Source organism: Kribbella sp. NPDC043289 (assembly GCF_056436705.1).
The window spans coordinates 1,292,542-1,312,502 of sequence record NZ_JBWKCB010000002.1; the positions used below are offsets into that span (position 1 = coordinate 1,292,542).

At 66.7% G+C, this 19,961-nt stretch carries 20 protein-coding genes and 1 pseudogene; 13 read left to right on the forward strand and 8 right to left on the reverse strand.

Going from position 1 to position 19,961, the window contains the following annotated elements:
• Positions 1-45: 45 nt before the first annotated feature.
• Both AC0662_RS17995 and AC0662_RS18000 read right to left on the reverse strand, forming a co-directional pair.
• Positions 46-765, reverse strand: a complete 720-nt coding sequence (locus AC0662_RS17995) for a cation diffusion facilitator family transporter (protein ID WP_452195388.1) — start codon at positions 763-765, stop codon at positions 46-48.
• A complete protein-coding gene (locus tag AC0662_RS18000) occupies positions 762-1,142 on the reverse strand; it encodes an ArsR/SmtB family transcription factor (RefSeq protein WP_452195390.1) in 381 nt (126 codons plus the stop codon). The genes AC0662_RS17995 and AC0662_RS18000 overlap by 4 nt, the downstream gene beginning before the upstream one ends.
• A gap of 18 nt (positions 1,143-1,160) precedes the next feature.
• Here AC0662_RS18000 and AC0662_RS18005 point away from each other — a divergent pair, with 18 nt between their 5' ends.
• From AC0662_RS18005 to AC0662_RS18025, 5 genes are all read left to right on the forward strand, one after another.
• Positions 1,161-1,583, forward strand: coding sequence for a hypothetical protein (locus AC0662_RS18005; protein WP_478301821.1), 423 nt, complete (start codon positions 1,161-1,163; stop codon positions 1,581-1,583).
• Between the two features lie 83 nt (positions 1,584-1,666).
• Positions 1,667-2,137, forward strand: a complete 471-nt coding sequence (locus AC0662_RS18010) for a cupredoxin domain-containing protein (RefSeq protein WP_452195394.1) — start codon at positions 1,667-1,669, stop codon at positions 2,135-2,137.
• Positions 2,134-3,447, forward strand: coding sequence for a hypothetical protein (locus AC0662_RS18015; RefSeq protein ID WP_478301823.1), 1,314 nt, complete (start codon positions 2,134-2,136; stop codon positions 3,445-3,447). The genes AC0662_RS18010 and AC0662_RS18015 overlap by 4 nt, the downstream gene beginning before the upstream one ends.
• A gap of 9 nt (positions 3,448-3,456) precedes the next feature.
• Positions 3,457-4,107 (forward strand): DsbA family protein, encoded by a 651-nt coding sequence (locus AC0662_RS18020; RefSeq protein ID WP_452195398.1) that lies wholly within the window; start codon positions 3,457-3,459, stop codon positions 4,105-4,107.
• A 4-nt stretch (positions 4,108-4,111) separates the two neighbouring features.
• Positions 4,112-4,684 (forward strand): vitamin K epoxide reductase family protein, encoded by a 573-nt coding sequence (locus AC0662_RS18025; protein WP_452195399.1) that lies wholly within the window; start codon positions 4,112-4,114, stop codon positions 4,682-4,684.
• Between the two features lie 128 nt (positions 4,685-4,812).
• Here AC0662_RS18025 and AC0662_RS18030 read toward each other — a convergent pair whose 3' ends face one another.
• Positions 4,813-5,247 carry a hypothetical protein gene (locus AC0662_RS18030; protein ID WP_452195619.1) on the reverse strand — a complete coding sequence of 145 codons (435 nt, stop codon included), beginning with the start codon at positions 5,245-5,247 and terminating at the stop codon, positions 4,813-4,815.
• 117 nt (positions 5,248-5,364) lie between these two features.
• Here AC0662_RS18030 and AC0662_RS18035 point away from each other — a divergent pair.
• Positions 5,365-5,454, forward strand: a pseudogene (locus AC0662_RS18035) (mycothiol transferase); the annotation flags it as partial.
• A 44-nt stretch (positions 5,455-5,498) separates the two neighbouring features.
• Entirely contained in the window at positions 5,499-5,909 is a 411-nt protein-coding gene (locus AC0662_RS18040; protein ID WP_478301825.1) for a VOC family protein, read from the forward strand.
• Between the two features lie 18 nt (positions 5,910-5,927).
• On the opposite strand, the gene mraY is transcribed toward AC0662_RS18040, so the two are convergent.
• Both mraY and AC0662_RS18050 read right to left on the reverse strand, forming a co-directional pair.
• Complete coding sequence (gene mraY / locus AC0662_RS18045) at positions 5,928-7,013, reverse strand: phospho-N-acetylmuramoyl-pentapeptide-transferase (RefSeq protein WP_452195403.1); 1,086 nt, start codon at positions 7,011-7,013, stop codon at positions 5,928-5,930.
• A gap of 205 nt (positions 7,014-7,218) precedes the next feature.
• On the reverse strand, positions 7,219-8,166 hold the full coding sequence (locus tag AC0662_RS18050) for a hypothetical protein (RefSeq protein WP_452195405.1): 948 nt from the start codon (positions 8,164-8,166) through the stop codon (positions 7,219-7,221).
• Between the two features lie 257 nt (positions 8,167-8,423).
• Between AC0662_RS18050 and gad the strand changes: the two genes are divergently transcribed.
• From gad to AC0662_RS18065, 3 genes are all read left to right on the forward strand, one after another.
• Positions 8,424-9,803, forward strand: a complete 1,380-nt coding sequence (gad, locus tag AC0662_RS18055; RefSeq protein WP_452195407.1) for a glutamate decarboxylase — start codon at positions 8,424-8,426, stop codon at positions 9,801-9,803.
• 41 nt (positions 9,804-9,844) lie between these two features.
• A complete protein-coding gene (locus tag AC0662_RS18060; RefSeq protein WP_478301828.1) occupies positions 9,845-10,624 on the forward strand; it encodes a hypothetical protein in 780 nt (259 codons plus the stop codon).
• Positions 10,625-10,691: 67 nt separating this feature from the next.
• Positions 10,692-11,039, forward strand: a complete 348-nt coding sequence (locus tag AC0662_RS18065) for a TraR/DksA family transcriptional regulator (protein WP_478301830.1) — start codon at positions 10,692-10,694, stop codon at positions 11,037-11,039.
• 202 nt (positions 11,040-11,241) lie between these two features.
• Here AC0662_RS18065 and AC0662_RS18070 read toward each other — a convergent pair whose 3' ends face one another.
• Both AC0662_RS18070 and AC0662_RS18075 read right to left on the reverse strand, forming a co-directional pair.
• Positions 11,242-11,922, reverse strand: coding sequence for an ABC transporter ATP-binding protein (locus AC0662_RS18070; RefSeq protein ID WP_452195412.1), 681 nt, complete (start codon positions 11,920-11,922; stop codon positions 11,242-11,244).
• Positions 11,919-12,950 (reverse strand): ABC transporter permease, encoded by a 1,032-nt coding sequence (locus AC0662_RS18075; RefSeq protein WP_478301832.1) that lies wholly within the window; start codon positions 12,948-12,950, stop codon positions 11,919-11,921. The genes AC0662_RS18070 and AC0662_RS18075 overlap by 4 nt, the downstream gene beginning before the upstream one ends.
• Before the next feature lie 223 nt (positions 12,951-13,173).
• Between AC0662_RS18075 and AC0662_RS18080 the strand changes: the two genes are divergently transcribed.
• The 3 genes from AC0662_RS18080 (at position 13,174) to AC0662_RS18090 (ending at position 15,869) form a co-directional block, all read left to right on the forward strand.
• Positions 13,174-14,376, forward strand: coding sequence for a sensor histidine kinase (locus tag AC0662_RS18080; protein WP_478301834.1), 1,203 nt, complete (start codon positions 13,174-13,176; stop codon positions 14,374-14,376).
• Positions 14,373-15,008 (forward strand): response regulator, encoded by a 636-nt coding sequence (locus AC0662_RS18085; RefSeq protein WP_452195418.1) that lies wholly within the window; start codon positions 14,373-14,375, stop codon positions 15,006-15,008. The genes AC0662_RS18080 and AC0662_RS18085 overlap by 4 nt, the downstream gene beginning before the upstream one ends.
• Before the next feature lie 87 nt (positions 15,009-15,095).
• Positions 15,096-15,869 carry a FadR/GntR family transcriptional regulator gene (locus AC0662_RS18090; RefSeq protein WP_478301934.1) on the forward strand — a complete coding sequence of 258 codons (774 nt, stop codon included), beginning with the start codon at positions 15,096-15,098 and terminating at the stop codon, positions 15,867-15,869.
• 48 nt (positions 15,870-15,917) lie between these two features.
• Here AC0662_RS18090 and AC0662_RS18095 read toward each other — a convergent pair whose 3' ends face one another.
• Positions 15,918-19,760 (reverse strand): discoidin domain-containing protein, encoded by a 3,843-nt coding sequence (locus AC0662_RS18095; RefSeq protein ID WP_478301836.1) that lies wholly within the window; start codon positions 19,758-19,760, stop codon positions 15,918-15,920.
• Positions 19,761-19,961: the final 201 nt, after the last annotated feature.

A 19,961-nucleotide genomic window follows, 5' to 3' on the forward strand; every position in this document is an offset into this window, starting at 1 on the left:
CTGATATCGCGGCCCCGGCCCCGGCTCCGGGGCCGCGGTATGCCGTCAGCAGCCGTCCGTGCAGGTCCCGTCGGTGCACCCGCAGGTGTTCTGGCCGGCGGTGGGGGCGCAGCAGCCCTTGCCCTGCCAGGCTTCGAGGCCTTCGCGGACGGCGACCGCGGCGATGACGAGGCCAGCGATCGGGTCGGCCCAGCTCCAGCCGAGGGTCGCGTTGAGCACGAGGCCGACGAGAAGCACCGCGGACAAGTAGGTGCACAGCAGCGTTTGGGTGCCGTCAGCAACCACCGCGTTCGAGCCAAGAGCCTTGCCGGTACGGCGTTGTGCCCAGGACAGGAACGGCATCACGACCAGCGAGGCGATCGCGAGGCCGATGCCGACGGGAGACGTTTCAGCGTGGCTACCGATGATGAGCGACCGCAGCGACTCGAAGGTCACGTACGCGGCCAAGCCGAAGAACGAGAACGCCAGCAGCCGCAGCGCCTGACGCTCGCGGGTCTCCGGCAGGCGATGGCGGAACTGCCACAGGATGATCAGACCGCTGGACACCTCCACGACCGAGTCCAGGCCGAAGCCGACCAGCGCGACCGAACCGGCGGCCGCACCGGCGGAGATGGCGACGATCGCCTCGACGACGTTGTAGGTGACCGATGCGCCGGCCAGCAACTGTGCCCGGCGGCTCAGCTTCCGTCGCTGTTCCGGGTCGGCGGTCCAGGTGCTCAGCGGCTCGATCTGAAGGTGGCCGGTCGGGTTCTGTGAGTCGCTCACGACTGGTCCTCCTGGGCGGCGATTCCGTAGACCGGGCAGAGCGCGACGGCATCACCGGTGAGCCCGAGGAGTTGCTCGGCAGAAGACAGCAGGTCCAGGGTGGCTTCCGGGTGCGTCAGCCGGAACAGCGACGCCCGGCCTTGCGGCCTGGAGTCCACCAACCCGCAGTCCCGAAGACAGGCCAGGTGTTTGGACACCGTCGACTGGGCCAGCCCGAGGTGCTCGGTCAGCTCCACCACCCGGTGCTCGCCGAGCGCCAGGTGTCGCACGATCGCGAGCCGCGACGCATCGCTGAATCCATGGAACAGACAGGCGGCCACCGACAGTGCCGCGGTCTCGTCGACGCGTGGTTCTTGATCTCTCGTTGGCATCGCCATGTGGCGATGATATCGCTTGTGGCGTCGTTGGCTACGCTGGGCGCCACCATGGGCGGATCTGGAGTGCTGCGGCGGTGGATGCTGCGCGGGCTGGCGCTGGTTGCTGCGCTCGTCGCCGTGTCGGCGTTCCATAGTTCCGCGTCGGAGCCGGTGGACTCGCCGCTGGTGGTCGCGCAGGTCGTCGCGCCGGCTGCGTCCGATCTGGTCGGTCCGCTGCATGTGGACCTGAGCGAGGTCCCGTCGGCCGTTCCGGATGAGGACCATCACACGCATCTGTTCGTGGTGTTCATGCTCGGTGGGCTGCTGCTTGCCTTCGTCGCGCGGCCGTCGGTCGCGTATGCCATCGGTGACCTGTGGCGTCTGCCTGGCCGCTTGTTGGTGACTGATCCGCCGTGGGCGACAGCTCCTTCTCTGAATCGACTCTGCGTACTGCGGACGTGATCCGGCGTACGTCGTGAGTGGCAGCCCGACCGGGCTCGCCACCACTTCGCCGTACCGGAATCAGCCGCATTCAGAGGAGACCTATGTCCGTCGTACGAACCCTTGTCATGACCGCAGTGGCCGGCCTGTTGCTGGCCGGCTGCGGGGGAGACAACACGCCCGCAGCTCCGACGTCCAGCATGACCGCCACACCGCCGAGCGCCGTCGCGGCGTCCACTCCGACCGCTCCGGCGTCCACCCCGATCGCCAGAGCCTCGACGCCTGCTGTGAAGCCCACCGCTCCTGCCGCCGACGTGCTTGCGGAGGTGACGATCAAGGGCGGCAAGATCTCGGCGACCGGTGGAACGGTGGTGAAGGCCAAGGCCGGCCAGACCGTCCGCGTCGTCGCGACCAGCGACGTGGCGGACTCGCTGCACGTTCACGGGTATGACAAGACCCTCGAGCTGACGCCCGGCAAGACCGTGTCGCTGCAGTTCACGGCCGACGTCAAGGGATCGTTCGAGGTGGAGACGCACGAGAGCGGCAAGCTCGCGTTCCGCCTCCAGGTCTCGTGATCGGTCTCCATGGGATCGGCGGCCGCCAGGACTTACCGGTACCACTCGACCTCGCGGTCGGTGGCGCCGCGATCGCGATCACACTGTCCTTCGTCGTACTCGGGCTGGCCTGGCGCAGCCCGAGGTACCACGGCGCCGCAGCCGGCCGGGCGCTCCCGGCTGCGGTCGGCCGCACGATCGACGCGGGCTGGTTCCGGTGGGTCGTGCGGACCGTCGGTCTGGCGATCTTCGGGTACGCCGGTGTCGCGCTACTGTTCGGCGCGGACCGGCTGACCAACCCGATCTTCGGCTTCTTCTACATCCTGGTCTGGGTCGGACTGGTCCCGCTGTCGCTGGCCCTCGGCCCGATCTGGCGCACGCTGAACCCTCTGCGCACGCTGCATCTGCTGGCCTGCAGGGTGTTGCGCCAGGACCCGGATCGTGGCCTGTTCACGCTGTCCCCGCGCGTCGGTGTCTGGCCCGCGGCCGGCGGCATCCTGAGCTTCGCCTGGCTCGAGCTGGTCGCGCCGGATCGCGCGACGTTGGTCGTCGTCCAGGCCTGGCTCGCGCTGTACGTCGTGATCACGGGCTTCGGCGCGGTCCTGTTCGGCCGGTCGTGGTTCGCCGCGGCTGACCCGTTCGAGGCGTACGCGACCCTGATCGCGAAGGTCTCCCCGTGGGGCCGGCGCGACGGCGTCATCGTCGTACGCCGGCCGTTGGAGAACCTCGACAGCCTCACTCCACGCCCCGGCGTCGTGGCGTTGGTGTCGGCGTTGCTCGGCTCGACGGCGTACGACGGCTTCTCGAACTCGACGTTCTGGATCGCGTGGACGCAGAACTCGGGTCGCTCGATGACACTGCTCGGCACGCTCGCGCTGTTCGCGTTCGTCTTGTTCGTGCTGATCACGTACAGCAGCGCGACCGTGCTGGCCGGGCGGCTATCGGGCAGTTCACGGACGGCATTGCCGGGCCTGTTCGCGCACTCCGTGGTGCCGATCGTGATCGGGTACGTCGTGGCGCACTACTTCACGTTGTTGTGGCTCGAAGGCCAGCGCACGCTCATCCTGCTCAGCGACCCGTTGAGCAACGGCGCGAACGTTTTCGGCACCGGGCTGCTCGGTGTGAACAGCGACATCGTGAGCCTCTCGGGCGCGATCGCCACCATTCAGGTCGGCGCCGTCGTGGTTGGCCACCTGCTCGGCGTCGTCTCGGCCCACGACCGCGCGGTGGCTCTCTTCCCGCGTGCTCGCGCGCTCGCCGGGCAGCTCCCGCTGCTGATCGTCATGGTCGCCTACACCACCGGCGGCCTCCTCCTGCTCTTCTCCCAGTAAGGACCGAACATGAGTACCAACGCCAGGATCTCGATCGGAATCGCGGCCGCGTTCGCTGTCGTGGTCGCAGTACTACTTGCCGTCAGCAACCGCTCGGACGACGCCGGCAACGCGAGCATGACCGAGTCGTCGGATCAGCTGGTTCGCGCGGACAGTCATCGGCTCGGGACGGCGACGGACGGCAAGGTGACGTTCGTGGAGTTCCTCGACTTCGAGTGCGAGGCCTGCAGAGCGGCGTACCCGGTCGTGGAGAAGCTGCGCAAGGACTACGCCGGGAAGGTCACCTTCGTGGTGCGGTACTTCCCGATCCCGAGCCACTTCAACGCCGAACGCGCCGCGCGGGCCGTCGAGGCAGCGGCCGCGCAGGGCAAGTTCGAGGCGATGTACCAGAAGATGTACGAGACCCAGTCCGAGTGGGGCGAGCAGCAGGTGCCGGCGGACGCGCGCTTCCGCGGGTACGCCGAAGCGCTCGGGCTCGATGTGGCTGCGTGGGACAAGCTCTACAACGATCCCGCCACGCTCGAGCGGATCAAGAAGGACGTGGCCGACGGTCAGGCGCTCGGCGTCACCGGCACCCCGACGTTCTTCCTGAACGGCAAGAAGCTCGAGCCCGAGTCCGCCGACGACCTAACTGCAAGCATCGATGCCGCCCTCGAGTAACCGGATGTACGGAACGTCGGCGCGCGCCGGCTCGGCACGGGGTGCGCCGCGGTCGTTGGCCTGGCTGCTGCTGCTCGGTGGCGCGGCCGGGCTGGCCGCCGCGATCGTTCTCACCATCGAGAAAATGCAGCTGCTACGCGACCCGTCGTACGTGCCGTCCTGCAGCATCAACCCGGTCCTGTCGTGCGGCTCAGTGATGTCCACACCACAGGCCGAGGCGTTCGGCGTACCCAACCCACTCCTAGGCATCGCAGGCTTCGCGACCGTCACCACAATCGGCGCCGCCCTACTAGCCGGCGCCACCTTCGCACGCTGGTTTTGGACGGCCCTCCAGCTGGGCGTCACCTTCGGCGTCCTCTTCGTCCACTGGCTGATCTACCAAAGCCTCTACCAAATCGGCGCCCTCTGCCCGTACTGCCTGATCGTCTGGGCCGTAACGATCCCGATCTTCTACTACGTAACCCAGCACAACCTACGCAGGCTGACCTACCACGCCGTACTACTGACCTCCTGGTACGTCGCCATCCTCGCGCTGATCACCCAACGCTTCTGGCCCTACTGGACCACCCTCCTGTAGCGAGCACATCCAGAAAACGAACAGACCAGGTCACTCGCGTGACCTGGTCTCGTGGGACTCACCCACAGGGCCGTGTAGATGCCGTGGATGGCGCCGCGCTCAGCGCGGCGCCGTTCCCAGGGCTGTCGTCAGGCGCGGTACGCCCCGAACGAGTGGATCGTCACGATGCCGCGCCCACTGAGCTTCTTGAACTGAAGCCGGTAGGTGCCCCGAGCAACAGTTCCGAAGGACAGCGTTCCGACCTTCTTGGTCGTCGAGCAGGCGACGTCGGCCGTCTGGTCCGCAACCTTCCAGTCGCCGTTGGAGGTCTTCTTCTGCAGCCGCGCCTCCCAGTACCCACCGGCTTTCACGCCGTGGGTGCACGACGCGTAGTAGGACACCTTGATCACCCCACCGGTCCCGCTGAAGCTCTGGACCGCACCGATGTTGTCCGAGAACCAGTAGTTCGCACCCTGCACCAGATAGGTCACCGCATCACTCTGCTGTGTCGCGGCAACACTCCCGCCGGCCAGCGCAGCCACAAACGACAGCGTCGCAGCAACAGCCTGAGTCAACTTCTTCACTTTGCGCCTCTCAAGAAACAACCCCGAGCACGCGAACTCCAACCCCGGAGACACGCGCCGAACCTGCGCGACCTTACGAACAACTCCAGTCACCCCACTGCCCGTACCCCACCCATACTCTGTCTGCACATGATCGAGGAGTACGCACGTCACAACGGCCACGCAGACTTCCTCCGCGAACGCATCGACGGCGCCACAGGCGAATAACTCGCCAGCCGCGTTTTTGCCTGGTCGTGTGGGAGTATCGCGGGGTGCTGAAACTTACCGACTTCATCATTGACTGTCCGGATGCGATGGAGTTGGCGGCGTTCTACTCCGAGGTGACGGGGCTTCCGGTCAAGGAAGGTAGTAACGAGAACTGGGCAGGTGTGCGGTTCGGTGAGATCGAACTGGCCTTCGTTCCGGTGGAGGACTACCGCGCGCCGCAGTGGCCCGACAGCGAGCATCCGAAGCAGTTCCACCTCGACTTCGAGGTCGACGACATCGAGGCCGAACAGCGTCGCGTCGTGGGCCTCGGCGCGACCCTGCTCCGGGACCACATCGGCGAAGACGGCTACGGCTTCCGTGTTTACGCCGACCCAGTCGGCCACCCCTTCTGCCTGTGCCACAACAAGGGCGTCATCTGGAGCGACCAGGCCCCCATCTGGCCCAACCGCGACTAGTAGCCGATCTCGCCCGGCTCAGGTCAGCCAGGAGGCGTAGAAGATTCCTAGGCCGGCTGCTACGGAGATGCCGGCGACGATCCAGAAGCGGATGACTACGGTGACCTCGTCCCAGCCGGCGTGTTCGAAGTGGTGGTGGATGGGGGTGATGCGGAAGAGGCGGCGGCCCGTGCCGGTGAGGCGTCTGGTCAGTTTGAAGCCGGTCATCTGGACCAGGACGGACAGGGTCTCGAGGACGAACAGGCCGGCGATGACGGCCATCAGGAGTTCGGTGCGGGACATGATCGCGAGACCGGCCAAGGCGCCGCCGATCGCGAGGGAGCCGACGTCGCCCATGATGATCCGTGCGGGTTTGGCGTTCCACCAGAGGAAGCCGACGCAGGCCGCGGCGATGGCGGCGGAGAACACCGCGAGGTCGAGAGGGTCGCGCACCTGGTAGCACTGCGACTCCACGACGTTCGCGCGCCCGGAGTCGCACAGCTGGTTGTTCTGCCAGATGTTCACGATGGTGTACGCGCCGAAGATCAGCGCCGACGAGCCGGCGAGCAGCCCGTCGGCGCCGTCGGTGAGGTTGGCGCCATTGGACGTCGCGGCGACGATGAACCAGATCAGCAGCAGTACGACGACCAGCGGCAGCTTGATCCATATGTCATGAGTGGTGGAGAGGTACTGCGATGCGGGCCGGACGCCGCGCTCGTCGGCGAAGAACTGCGTGGCCAGGATCCCGAAAGCGAGCGCGATCAGCGTCTGACCAGCCATCTTGGCCCGGCCGCTCAGCCCCCGGTTGTCCTGCGTGTAGACCTTGATGAAGTCGTCGAGGAACCCGATCACCCCGCAGCCGAGGAACAGCGCCATCAGGAGCCAAGCGCTGGCACTCGGCCACCCGCGGGTCAAGAGCGTCGCCACCAAGTACGCCGCGGTGGCACTCAGCAGGATCACGAGACCGCCCATGGTCGGCGTACCCCGTTTGACCTGATGCGTCGTCGGGCCGTCGCGCCGGATCGGCTGGCCGAAGCCGCGCCGGGAGAACCATCTGACCGCGAACCGGGTCCCCAGCAGCGAGCACAGCACCGCCAGCGTGCCGCTCAGGAGTATTGCCCGCACAACTTCAGCCCCTCTCGGCCAGTCGAGTGGTCGATCCCTTCGAGGCAAGAGGGAGTCGGTAGGTCGGTCCAACCTAGCCAACGGACAGCTCCCGAACCGGCCCCCGAAACGGCGCGGCGTTAGGTGAGAGCCCAGCCTCCGGCTAGCAGGGGCGTAAGAAGGGGGCGCCGCAGCAGCGGCGCCCCCGGTTGTTAGTGGTGAAAGGTCACTCGCCCACGAGCTGGTTCCAGTGGCCGGTGACCGAGAAGATGCCGGTGCCCGGGATGGTGCCGCCTGGGACCCGGCCGTAGGACGTGACTGCGGTCTTCGAGCCGTTGAACTTGCTCATCGCGTACTGGTACGCCGAGTCGGTCTCGTTGTCGAAACCGGTCACCAGCGTGCCGGCACCGCACTCCCGGGCGGCCAGCGACTCGTACGCCGCGAAGCCCGAGCTCCGGACCAGCTTCAGGATCGGCTTGGTCGAGGCCGCGGCCGGGATCCGGACCGTCCAGAGCGCGCCCGCCTTCGTGGTCATCAGGAGCGTGTCGTACGTCGGGGTCTCGGAGATCACGGTCATCGCCTTGAAGCCGCTGAATCCCGGGAAGTGGCCGAGCGCCCGGAAGGTGGCACCCGACGCCGCGTAGCGGTACAGGCTGCCGTTGGTGCTCAGCCCGTACAGGTACGAGCGGTTCGGCGCGGTGATCGCGTAGTTCGACGTCACGAGCTGGGTGAAGCTGGTCCAGCCGGAGCCGATCCGTGCGTACGTCGGCCGCGCGTTGTCGGTGTCGAAGTACGTGACACCGCGGTACAGCGTGCCGTTCTGCACGAACAGGCCGTGGTAGTAGAAGTGCGCGTCCGTCTGCACGCCGTACCAGGTCGTGTTGAGACGGGTGCCGACGAACGGGAACTCGGCGTAGAACTCACCCCGCGGCGGTTTGCCCGGCGTGACCAGGACGTCGCTGATCCCGGGTTTCGGGGTGTTGAAGCCCACGTCCTGCACGCAGCCCCCGGAGGCGAGCTTGGTGTTCGGCGTGGTCTTCAGGTTGCCCTTGGCCGGGTTGGCGATCGCGGGCGTCGGGTTGGACCCGACGGCGGCGGTGGCGGGGCCGGCGGCGGCCGTGGCGGCGAGCATGCCGACCCCGGCCAGGGCGAGCGCGAAGCGCTGCAGTTTCATACTGAGAGTCCCCCTCAGGACATGAGCGACCTCGATGAGCTCGAGATCGTGCGCGAGCATAACGCGCGCCGGGGACAGAACGCGCCGCAATTGCACCTTGTTGCAAACGCAGGGCGTTCTGCTGCCGTGAACCGGCAAAGTGGGTTCCGTCACCGGTAGCGCCACGGCGTGTGCTCACCCCACTGGGGGGATGTTCGGTCGGAGCCGAGGTGCTGATGATGGCAGGTCAGCAGGTGGGGCGCGGCAAAGGAGTCGTCGTGAGTGAGACGGAACGGTCGTACGAGAAGAGCGCCGAGTTGTTCGGCAGCAGTTTCGTGGTCCGGGAGGTGCCGACGCGTGAGTTTCCTTCGTCGGGCCTGACTGCTGTCGACGCGATGCGGCTGGTGGGCGAGGACCTGGCGCTCGAGGGGCTGCCGGTGCGGAACCTCGCCACGTTCGTGACGACCTGGATGGAGCCGGAGGCGCAGCGGCTGATCGCGGTCAACCTGCACCGGAACTTCATCGATCACGCTGAGTACCCGCGGACGGCCGAGCTCGAGCAGCGCTGCATCCGGATGCTGGCCGATCTCTTCCACGCACCCGGCGAGACGACGGGCGCGCGGACGCAGGGTTCGTCCGAGGCGATCATGCTCGGCGCGCTGTCACTGAAGTGGAACTGGCGCCAGCGCCGCCGCGACGCGGGACTGCCGACCGACAACCCGAACCTCGTCTTCGGAGGCGACGTCCACGTGGTCTGGGAGAAGTTCTGCCGGTACTTCGACGTCGAACCGCGGATCGTCCCGCTCCAGCCCGGCAAGTACACGATCGGCCCCGAGGACGTCGAGCCGCACATCGACGAGAACACGATCGGCGTCGCGGCCGTCCTCGGTACGACGTTCACCGGCCACAAGGACGACATCGGCGGCATCAACGACCTCCTCGTCCGCATCAAGAAGGAGCGGAAACTCGACGTACCGCTGCACGTGGACGGCGCCAGCGGCGCGTTCGTCTGGCCGTTCCTGTATCCGCACTCCGAGTGGGACTTCCGACTCGAGCAGGTGCGGTCGATCAACGCGTCCGGTCACAAGTTCGGCCTGGTGTACCCGGGCATCGGCTGGCTGATCTTCCGGACCAAGGACGACCTCAACCCCGACCTGGTGTTCAAGGAGAACTACCTCGGCAAGACCGACTCGACGTTCACCCTGAACTTCTCGACCGGATCGGCGATGGTGGTCGCGCAGTACTACAACTTCGTCCGCTACGGCCACCCCGGCTACACCTACATCATGCAGAACATGCAGCGGAACGCCGAGGTGCTCGCCGACAAGCTCGAGAAGATGGGCGACTTCCGCGTGATCGGGCGCGAGCACGAGCAGCTTCCGCTGGTCGCGTTCAAGCTGACCGAGGGGCATGCGTACGACGAGTTCGACGTCGCCTGGCAGTTGTCCGCCGAACGCGGCTGGATGGTCCCGGCGTACACGATGCCGCCGAACGCGCAGGACGTGACGATCATGCGGGCGCTGGTCAAGCAGACGCTGAGCCGCGAGCATGTCGACACCCTGGCGCGGGACATCGAAGAGGCGTGCCGCACGCTCGAGAAGACGGGCGGGGCGCACGAGTCGGAGCGCAAGAAGATGGTGGTCGGCTCCGGCCACTGACCAGGCAGATCGCGACCAGGCAGATCGTGACGAGGTCGACCGTGACCAAGCTGCCGGTCGACGTGCCGCCGGACGCGACCGACTTGGTGGTCGAAGGCCCGCGCCCGTTCGTCACCCGCGTGCGGTACCGGCGTGCCGACGGCCGCGTGGTGCGGTGGGAGGCACGAGCACGCCGGAAGGCAGCCGGTGCGCACGGATTCGGTACGACGTGGTGGGCGGGACTGTTGTTCGCCATCGGATCGACGTGTTTCGTCGTGGGACCGATCCCGGCGTACGCGAAGGCCGTGGGCGGGCACCTCGACGCGCTCACGTACTTCGTCGGCTCGCTGTTCTTCACGTCTGGCGCGTACCTGTCCTACCTGCAGGTGGTGCGGCAGACCGGCCATCGCTGGTTCGCATGGGCGCCGCGCAGTCCGGGGTTCTGGGCGTGTGCGATCCAGCTGGTCGGCACGCTCTACTTCAACGTGACCACGTTCGCCGGGCTGTTCGACGTACCGTCCGATCTGGAGAACCGGATCGTCTGGCGGCCGGACGCGATCGGCTCGGTGTGCTTCCTGGTGTCGTCGGCGATCGCGTTCGCGGAGGCTGGGCACCGCTGGTGGTCGTGGCGGCCCGGCCAACGCGACTGGCACATCACCGCACTCAACTTGTGGGGCTCGGTCTTCTTCGGCCTGTCCGCGATCGGCGCCCATGTCACCTCCGCCGGCGAACTGTCCAACGTCCAACTCGCCAACGGCGGCACCTTCCTCGGCGCCGTCTGCTTCCTCGTCGCCTCCCTCCTGATGATCCCCGAGGGCCGCACCGCGGCGGCGCGCGGATGAGGGTGAGGCGGCCGTCTGGTGTGGCTGGGACGACCGCCGTTGCTACGCACCGTGCCACGATGGACAGATGGAGGAAGCTCGCGACCTGCTGGAGGCGCAACGCCGGCAAGCGCTGGCACGGCTGGCGAGCCTGACGGGCGACTTTGACGAGGTGGTCGCCGCCTCACGAGACTCCAACGCCGACGACGAACACGACCCCGAGGGCGCCACGATCGCCTTCGAGAGATCCCAGGTCACGTCGCTCGTGCAACAGGTCCGGAAGCAACTGGCGGAGATCGAGGCAGCCTTCGACCGACTGTCAGCCGGCACCTACGGCCTGTGCGAACACTGCGCCCAACCCATCCCCCCGGCCCGCCTACAAGCCAGACCCACAGCTCGCACCTGCGTCACCTGCGCCCAACTCAAGACCACATGAACTGAACCTCGAGAGCAACCTCAAGCTTCACGTCCCCAGGCGTGATGTGGATTTCAGACTCGAACCCCGAGCCCGCTGATTGCCAGCTGAGACTGATTACCGTTTGCCGATGATGCGCGAAAAGGTCTTACTGACAAGGGATTCGGTGGTGATCTCATGCGCATCGGTTCTCATCGTTCACCATCCTCTCGCAAGCGTCGGGTTAGTGCGCGCTGGGGATCGCGAGGCGGCCGTCGTGGACTTCGGTGAGTTGGTCGGCGGCGGTGAGGTGGGTGCGGTCGTGGGTGACGAGGACGGTTGCGGTGGAGTGTTCGTGGGTGAGGCGGGTGATGAGGTCGAGGACTGCGCCGCCACGTTCGTGGTCGAGGGCGCTGGTGGGTTCGTCGACAAGGAGCAGAGTGGGGTCGTTCATGAGGGCGCGGGCGATGTTGATGCGCTGGCGTTGGCCGCCGGACAGTTGGTGCGGCCGCCGGTCGGCCTGGCCGGCGAGGCCGACGGCGTCCAGCAGTTCGACGGCTTTGGTTGCGGCTGTGCGTGGTTTGCGGCCGTCGATGTCGGCCATGACCTGGAGCTGTTCGGAGGCGGTGAGGGACGGCAGCAGGTTCGGTTGCTGGAACACGATGCCGATCTTGCGGCGGCGGAGTTCCGCTAGTTCGGCGCGGGCGAGGCCGGTGGTCGTGGTGCCGTCGATGGTCACGGTGCCGGCGTCGGGCGCGATGAGGGTGGCGGCGACCGCGAGAAGGCTGGATTTGCCGGATCCGGAGGGACCGATGACGGCCGTGAGGGTGCCCGGGGGTACGTCGAGGTTGACGCGGTCGAGTGCTGTCAGGCGGGTGTCACCGTCCGGGTAGGTCAGAGTGACGTCGGACAGGCGCAAGCTCATCGGGTGCTCCCCAAGGCGGTCAGTGGGTCGACAGAGGTGATGCGACGGACGGACAGGGCGGCGCCGAGCGTGCCGAGGACGATCATCACGGCGGCCGGGACAACGACGACGGCGGGTGTGAGGACGAACGGTACGGCCAAGCCGCGGATGAGGGCGCCGAGCGCTGCGGTGAGAGCGGTGCCGATCATTGTGCCGCCGGCCAGCAGGACGAGGGCCTGGCCGAGCGCGTCCCCCAGCAGGCCGGCCGTGGACGCGCCAAGTGCCTTGAGGACGGCGATGTCGCCGCTGCGCTGGATGGTCCACACGGTGAAGAACGCGCCGATTACCAGGGCGGAGATGGCGAACAGGAGCCCGCGCATGAGCTGCAGCGAGCCGTTCTCGGAACGGTACGAGCCGATCGCCGACAGCGACGCGGCTTTGGTCACCGTTTGGGTGCCGGCGGCCTCGTCGGCGGCACGAAGGTCTGCTGCGGAGGTCGTGTTCAAGGCGATGACGGTGGCTGTAGGCCCATCTGGGCCGCCAGTTGGCGGCGCGATCTGTTGCCAGGTGTGCAGGCTGATCCAGATCACCGGTGCGTGGCTGAACGAGGCGTCGCCGTTGACGGCCCGGACGATCAGCTCGCGGCCGGCGAGTGTGACGGTGTCGCCTGCGGTCACGCCGAGGTCGTCCGCGGCTGCTTTCGACAGGACAGTCGTACGGTCGTCGATCGTGCGTGGGGCGAGGCCCGAGCCGGGCCGTACGCCGAACGCGGCCACGCCGGCGCTCTTGGCTCCGGCGGTCGCCTTGGTCAAGGTGATGCCGAGCGGCTCGGCGCTGCGGACTGCCGGCGTCTTGGCCCACTGCTGCCACTGCGTCTCGGTGACCGTCGAGTTCGAGTACGACGGCCCCTGGCCGTCGGTCGGTCTGTCGAAGGCGATCTTGCTGACGGGGAGTCCCGTGATCGCGGACACGTTCTGCCGGCCGAGGCCGGCGGTCAGGCCGGACAGCAGTCCGACGAGCAGGGTGATCAGGACGATGACGGTCCCCATCAGGGCGAAGCGCCCTTTGGCGAATCTCAGGTCTCTCCAGGCGACGAACACGGCGGACAGCCCTTCGCTTTCATGACGTGGAAGTGGGATACCTCCAGGGTGTCGGCCGCACCGCCGCGGAACATCTGGCACGGGGCGACACTTCGCGTGCCGAACGGATGCAGGCCGGTTCCTACTTTCGATAGACGTCCGGCCGCTGGTTTGCGCTTAGCCTGGGAGCACTGTGAGATCTCTTGTCCTGGCCCCGACGGCGCGAGGGCTGGCGTGGTGTCTGCACCTGCTGGTCGTCGCCCTGCTGGCACTGACGGCTGTCCGAGCCGTGGCCGACGGGCGTCCCAACGCGGGACTGGTCGTGGTCGTGGCCGCGATCTGCGCGGTGGTCTACGGAGTCGGTCCGGCGCTGCCCGGCGTACGGCGTTCGCAGCGCCATGCTCTCGTGTGGCTCGGAGTCCTCGGTGCGGCGTGGATTGTCGTGCTGGTGCTGTCCGCCGACGGCGTGTGGCTGGCGTTTCCGCTGTACTTCTTGGAGTTGCACTTGGCGCCTCGGCGTACCGGTTTGGTTGCCGTCGTCGCGACCACGGTTGCGGCGATCGTCGCGTTCGCCGTTCATCAGGGCTCGTTCAGCGTCGCGATCGCCATCGGACCGGTCCTTGGCGCTGCCGTGGCGGTGGCCGTGGTGTGGGGCTACCAGGCGCTGTACCGCGAGAGCGAGAAACGCCGGCTCCTGATCGAGGAACTGACCGCGACGCGCAGCGACCTGGCGAGCGCGCAACACGCCGCCGGGGTGGCGGCAGAACGTGAGCGTCTGGCGCGGGAGATCCACGACACCCTCGCCCAGGGGCTGTCCAGCATCCAGTTGCTGCTTCGCGCCGCCGGACGATCCCTGCCGGACAACCCGCAGAGCACCGCCGAGTACGTCGAACAAGCCCGGCAGACCGCGGCGGACAACCTGGCCGAGGCACGGCGGCTCGTCGCAGCTCTCACACCACCCTCCCTGGACGGCGTCACCTTGACCGGCGCGTTGGAACGGTTGTGTGCCACGGCAAGCGCCCGGGACGGGATCGCCGCACGATTCCAGCTCGACGGCGCCCCGGTTCCGTTGTCGACGGCAAGAGAGGTCGCGCTGCTGCGGGTCGCCCAGTCCGCACTCGCGAACGTCGTCCAGCATGCTGAGGCCACGGTCGCCGACGTCACTCTCGGCTACTCCGGGGATCATGTCTTCGTGAGAATCACCGACGACGGACGCGGCTTCGACCCGGACAAGCTGCCCGATCGGACCGTGGACGGCGGCGGATTCGGGCTCACCGCGATGCAGTCGCGCCTGCAGGAGCTCGGCGGGACGCTGACGATCAGGTCGGGTCTCGGTCAGGGCACAAGCGTCCTTGCCGATCTGGGGATCGACCGTAGCGCCGAGGCCCGTCCGTGACCGGCACGCCCATCCGGGTGCTCCTGGCCGACGATCACCCCGTCGTCCGGGCCGGACTGCGCGCCGTACTGGCGATGGAACCCGGCATCGAGGTAGTCGCCGAGGCAGCGACCGCCGAAGAGGCCGTCACCCGGGCCGGCCGCGGCGACGTCGACGTCGTGCTGATGGACATCCAGTTCGGCAAAGGTATGAACGGCGCGGAGGCCACCGCCGCCATCACCGGCCCTGCCGACGCGCCGCGGGTGCTGATCGTGACCACGTACGACACCGACTCCGACATCCTGCCTGCCATCGAGGCCGGTGCGACCGGCTATGTGCTGAAGGACGCCCCGCCGGAGGACCTGGCTGCCGCCGTGCGTACCGCCGCCGAAGGCCGCACCGCGCTGGCGCCGACGGTCGCGGACCGTTTGATGACCCGGCTGCGGACACCCGCGACGACCCTGACCCGTCGTGAGACGGAAGTTCTCGCTCTCGTGTCACAGGGACTGTCGAACCAGGCCATCGCCGAGCGTCTGCACCTGACAGAGGGCACCGTGAAGTCCCATCTTGCTCGCGTTTACGCCAAGCTCGGAGTCGACTCCCGCACAGCCGCCGTCGCGACCGCCACGGCCCTCGGCCTCATCCGGCGCTAGTCATCGATCGGATTGATCGGTCGCCTGCGGGCGTGTGGATGTGAAGTATCTTGGGATCCGGTGTGTCAGCGGGAGATTGGGGACGTGATGCCGGGCCGGTCCGAGCAGTTGTCTGCGGAGCAGCATGGCGCTGCCGAGGGTGGCTACCGCCCGGGGTACGAGATCGCGGCGGAGCGGATCCTGGAGTACATCGTCCGGGCGCGCCTGGAGCCTGGTGACCGATTGCCGACCGAGAAGGATCTGGCGGAGGCGGTCGGGATGTCCCGGACGATCGTCCGGGAGGCCGTGAAGATCCTGTCCGCGCTCGGGCGGATCTCGGTGCAGATGGGGCGGGGAATCTACGTGGCCCAGCCCGAGGGTGCGCTCTGGCGGGAGTCGTTGTCGCATTTTCTGCCGACCGACCTCGGTCAGGTCGAGGAGATCTTCGAGTTTCGCCGGTTCGTGGAGACCAAGACGACGGAACTGGCCGCGCGGCGTGCGACTCCGGCGCAGGTGAAGGCGTTGCGCGAGGCGGCACAGTTGACGGTGGATGCCGCAGCGGCGGGGGACCTGGAGGCGTTCAACCGGGCCGACGAGAAGTTCCACGGCGCCATCGGGGACGCCTCAGCGAACATGTTCCTGTCGGCGAGTGTCGACTCCGTCCAGCGGCTGCAGCGGCAGATCAGCGTGATCGGGCTCGCGGGGATGGCAGGTGGCTCGACCGTGGTGGCGGCGGACCAGCACGCGGCGATCGCCGCGGCGATCGGGTCGGGAGACGAGCAGCGGGCGGTGTCGCTGATGATCGAGCACGTCGACACGACGCTGGCGCAGTTCAAGGAGGAGATCCACACCCGCATGTTCTCCGCCGACAGCGCCAAGTGAAATGTCCGGGTGCCTTGTCCCGGCCGGACAAGGCACCCCGACGCAAACCTACTTACCGTTGATGGACGCCTCGAGCAGGTCGATCGCCGTACCGTTCGCGGCTCCGTCGAACGTCAGCCGGACATACTTGCCCCGCACGTTCAACGGGTACTGGTTGTCGACACCGAAGTAGGCCTTGCCGGTCGGCCCGTTGACGGTACTGACGTCGTTCCAGGTCGCCCCGTCGACGCTGGTCCGGATGGTCATCGTCTTCGGCGTGTTCAGGTATCGCTGATCTCGTGTGTTGAAGGTCAGCTGGAGATTCGACAGCTCGGACGTCGCCGGTAGTTCGAACTGGATCCAGGTGGGTGTGCCGGTCGGAGCGGACCATTTGAGGCTGTCGAAATGCGTCGCATCGATGGTCTTTCCGTCGATCAGCGTGTCCACACCGGTCTGGTCGGTGCCTGCAGTGATCTGTGCCGCCTTCGCGAGGTTTCGGTAGGGCTGCAGGTCGAGGAAGACCCGGTTCGTGGTGACGGTCTTGCCGTTGAGCGTGACCTCTGCCCACACGGCTCCTCTGGTGAGGCTGTCGACCGGTGGTGTGACGATCTTGTTCTTCGTGAACGTGAAGCCGCCTTCCTTGATCGCGACGGGTGTGTAGTTGTTGCCGCCGGCAAGATCGACGATCCCACCGCGCCAGGTGATCCGAGCAGCGTCGAGCCCGATCGCGCCGCCCTTCGCGGAACGGCCTTCGAGCTGGTACGAGAGCCCGCCGTTCAGGCCGAACTCGCCGTACGCCTCCTTGCCGCCGACCAGCAGGGACGCGCCGATCATGTCCTCGCCGACCGAGGCCACGCCGTCCTTGACCGACACCTTCAAGGTGTCCGACTTGGTGACGCCCTCGTGAGTACCTGTGACCGTGATCGTGGTGGTGCCGTTCGAGACACCGGTCACGACTCCGGAGGGCTCCACCTTCGCGATGCCGGGAGCCGCACTCGTGTAGCGGACCGCTGAGAGGCTGGCCTTCAGGGCCGGGTACGTCATATACCCCTCTGGGCGGATCCGCAGGACCCGCGGTGAGAGTTGCTCGCCGGTGGCGACGACGTTCGTGAGCTTGTACGTCCGCGCCGGGTTGTCGGTGACGATCTTGACGATCGTGTCGATCGGGTCCTCCTGGACTCCGGCGAGCTTGATCGTCAGGCTGTCGCCGGTCTGGCTGAACGAGGTGACCGGGAGATTCCGGTTGAGCCAGATCACCGACGTCACCCGGTCCTTGACCGGGCTGATGGTGAGTGTCCGGCCGGGGATCGCGTCGAAGCCCACCTTGTTGTCCGGTCCCTTGAGGACATGGAGGTAGATGTCGTTGTCGCGCGCGGTCGCGTATCCCCACCGCGGCCCGGTCGTGCTGTTCGGGAAGGCGAACTTGTCGTAGTTGCCGCGACCGTCGTCCTGATAGCCGTAGCCCGCCAGGAAGTACGGCGTCGTACCGGTGGTGGCTTCGTGCCGCTCCGGGAGGCCGGCAGGCGCGAACCAATCGGCCAGGTTCTCCCGGACGTCGATGAACTCCTGCACGCCCTTCGGGTATCTGGTGGCGATCTCGGTGGGGGAGTCCCAGTTGGGGCCGCGACTGTCGATCACGGTCTGGTCGTTGTTGTCGACGTACCCGCGCCCCGCGTTCATGATCATCTCTTGGGCGACCTGCCGGAAGTCGTCGCGCTGGCCGTAGTACGGCGACACTTGATTCTTCGTGCGAATCATCTTCCACGGCTCCATCGGGGTCCGCTTCACCAGGTGATTCGGGGCGGCGTTGGAGTAGATGCCGGACGCCTCACCGGTACGCAGGTCGGGGTCGCCGTACTCCTCGCCCCAGGCGTTCGAGTCGATGACGATGTCGTTGCTGTGGTCGCGGACGGCGCTGTACATGACGTCGTAGTTCGCGTTGGGCATCGCCTGCGGACCGTCGAAGTACAGGTATGCCGGGTCGTAGCGACCGATCAAGTCTTCGACGTTCTGCACGAACACATCGGTCGAGTAGTGCTGCAGGCCGCCGCCCTCGGTCGCGTAGTACAACCCGAACTTCATCCCGTACCGCTTCACAGCTTGCTCGTACTGCTTCAAGCCGTCGACCACCTGACCGTTGGCGTCCTTGGGCAGGTAGAGCTGCCTGATGTGCTTCGGGTCGGCGAACTTCGACGGCCAGAAGTAGTTCTGTTGCAGTGCCTCGACCGAAACCAGGGAGTGTCCTTCGCGTTTCGCTCTCGCGGCCCAGAGATCGACCGAGTAGTTGGGGTCGACGAAGTAGTTGTACGTCGGCGTGGCGTGCGTCAGGGCGCTGACCCGGCCCTGCTCGAACCACTTGTTCGGGCGTTCCTGCACCGCGGTGGTGAACGTCTTCGTCGCCGTCGCGCCGGCGCTGTCGGTGACCTGGACGGTGAAGTCGTAGTCGCCCGTCGGCGCGGTACCGCTGATGATGCCCTTCGTGCTGTTGAGGTCGGCCTTTCCGTTGACGAGGCCGTCCGCGATCGTGCCGTCAGGGTTGAGTTCCAGTCCGTCCGGCAGCTGGCCGTCGACGATCTTCCAGCTGTAACCCGGGGCGCCCCCGCCGGCCATGAACTGGAACGCCGACGCTGCGACCCCGTGGTTCGCCGTCGACGTGGACTTGTTCCACACGTACGGCCATTCCCGGTAACCGGTCGGCATGTTGTTCCGTGGGAACGGGATCTTGAGTGGGTCGCCGGTCGACAGGCTGCCCGAGACGATCTGGAGCGTGGATGCCGGCCCGGCGACCGAGCTCGTCAGTCCGCCGACCGCGTTGCCGTTCTGATCGGCGACCCTTCCGTAGAACCCGAGGTAGGCGACGTTCTGATCCTTGGCGATCGGCACGCCGTTCGCGTTCACGTCTTCGGTGTAGGTGTGCTTGATCTGGAGCAGCAGCTTGTTCCAGCCTTGTTGCAGGTGGACCGCTTGTTTGGTGAGGTCCTTCTGTACTTCGACCGGGGTGCTCGGCGGCGTCATGCAGCGGTCGTTCACGTAGACCCGATACGACCCGCTGGCGCCGACGTCGAAGTACGCGTCCTCGGCCGCCGGGCTGTAGACGTAGGTACTCGCGTAGACGTACTTGTTCCGGGTGTCGACGCCCTTCTTGACCGCGTAGTACCCGTACAGGTCCTGGTAGTCGTCGTAGTTGCGGTTGTAGAGCCGATCGTCGAAGTACTCCCAGTTGTGGTGCTCACTCCCGGCGCCGAAGGCCGCGCCCAGCTGAGGCGTGATCGGCGTCTTCCCGTCGACCGGCACCGGTCGGTTGTAGACCTCGACCTCGGAGATCCCGGTGATCGACGGGTACGGCGTACGGCCCTTGTCGATCTCGATCTTCATCCCGACCACGTTCGTGAGTCCGGGATCGGCGGAGTACATCGTCGGCGATGACGGGCTGGACGAGGTGCTGTTCAGCCGACCCGATTCGATGGAGCTTCCATCCGCGAGGGTGAACGTGAGTTGGTACCAGTTGTTCACGTGCCGGCCGTCGCCCCACTGCGCGATGCGTACTTCGTTCAGCGAGATCGGGGTGTTCCAACTGAAGTTCACCCACGGACTCGAGTCGTTCTCCGTCACCCACTGCTTGCTGGTGCTTCCGTCGACCAGATTGGACACGGGGTTCACTGTCAGCGTTGACGAAGACGCCGTGATCGACGATGCACGCTGGGCGTAGTTGACCTGCTCCGGGACCTCGCACTCGTACACCTTGTCGGCCACCGGCGCGTCGAACGGACCCGACACCAGCCACGAGTTGATGAACGGAGCGCCGCCGGTCGCCTGCTGCGCATACGCCGTCAATTTGGGCGGTACGACGAGGAATGAGGCGGCGAGTATCGCCGCGAGGGCTGCCAGCGCGGTGGTTCTTCTACGTCTCACTATCGATCTCCTAGACAGAATAGATCTGATTCTTTGTGAGGTGATTGGGGTCCCGGCCTAGCGATGGACTTCTTGATCAGCCGTCGCATCGTCGCTGCAGTAGGCGTTCGAAGTGGACTGAGTATGTCCACGGCGATGCGTTGCGTCAACCCTATGGATCTGCTCTAATGACCGAGCGCTGACCAAATAGATCAGAAGCAT

Excerpts from the sequence above, each read along its gene's own strand:
- AC0662_RS18000 (WP_452195390.1), bottom strand. The coding sequence starts at position 1,142 with ATGGCGATGCCAACGAGAGATCAAGAACCACGCGTCGACGAGACCGCG.
- AC0662_RS18010 (WP_452195394.1), top strand. The coding sequence starts at position 1,667 with ATGTCCGTCGTACGAACCCTTGTCATGACCGCAGTGGCCGGCCTGTTG.
- AC0662_RS18020 (WP_452195398.1), top strand. The coding sequence starts at position 3,457 with ATGAGTACCAACGCCAGGATCTCGATCGGAATCGCGGCCGCGTTCGCT.
- AC0662_RS18025 (WP_452195399.1), top strand. The coding sequence starts at position 4,112 with ATGTACGGAACGTCGGCGCGCGCCGGCTCGGCACGGGGTGCGCCGCGG.
- AC0662_RS18050 (WP_452195405.1), bottom strand. The coding sequence starts at position 8,166 with ATGAAACTGCAGCGCTTCGCGCTCGCCCTGGCCGGGGTCGGCATGCTC.
- AC0662_RS18065 (WP_478301830.1), top strand. The coding sequence starts at position 10,692 with ATGGAGGAAGCTCGCGACCTGCTGGAGGCGCAACGCCGGCAAGCGCTG.
- AC0662_RS18070 (WP_452195412.1), bottom strand. The coding sequence starts at position 11,922 with ATGAGCTTGCGCCTGTCCGACGTCACTCTGACCTACCCGGACGGTGAC.
- AC0662_RS18075 (WP_478301832.1), bottom strand. The coding sequence starts at position 12,950 with ATGGGGACCGTCATCGTCCTGATCACCCTGCTCGTCGGACTGCTGTCC.
- AC0662_RS18090 (WP_478301934.1), top strand. The coding sequence starts at position 15,096 with ATGCCGGGCCGGTCCGAGCAGTTGTCTGCGGAGCAGCATGGCGCTGCC.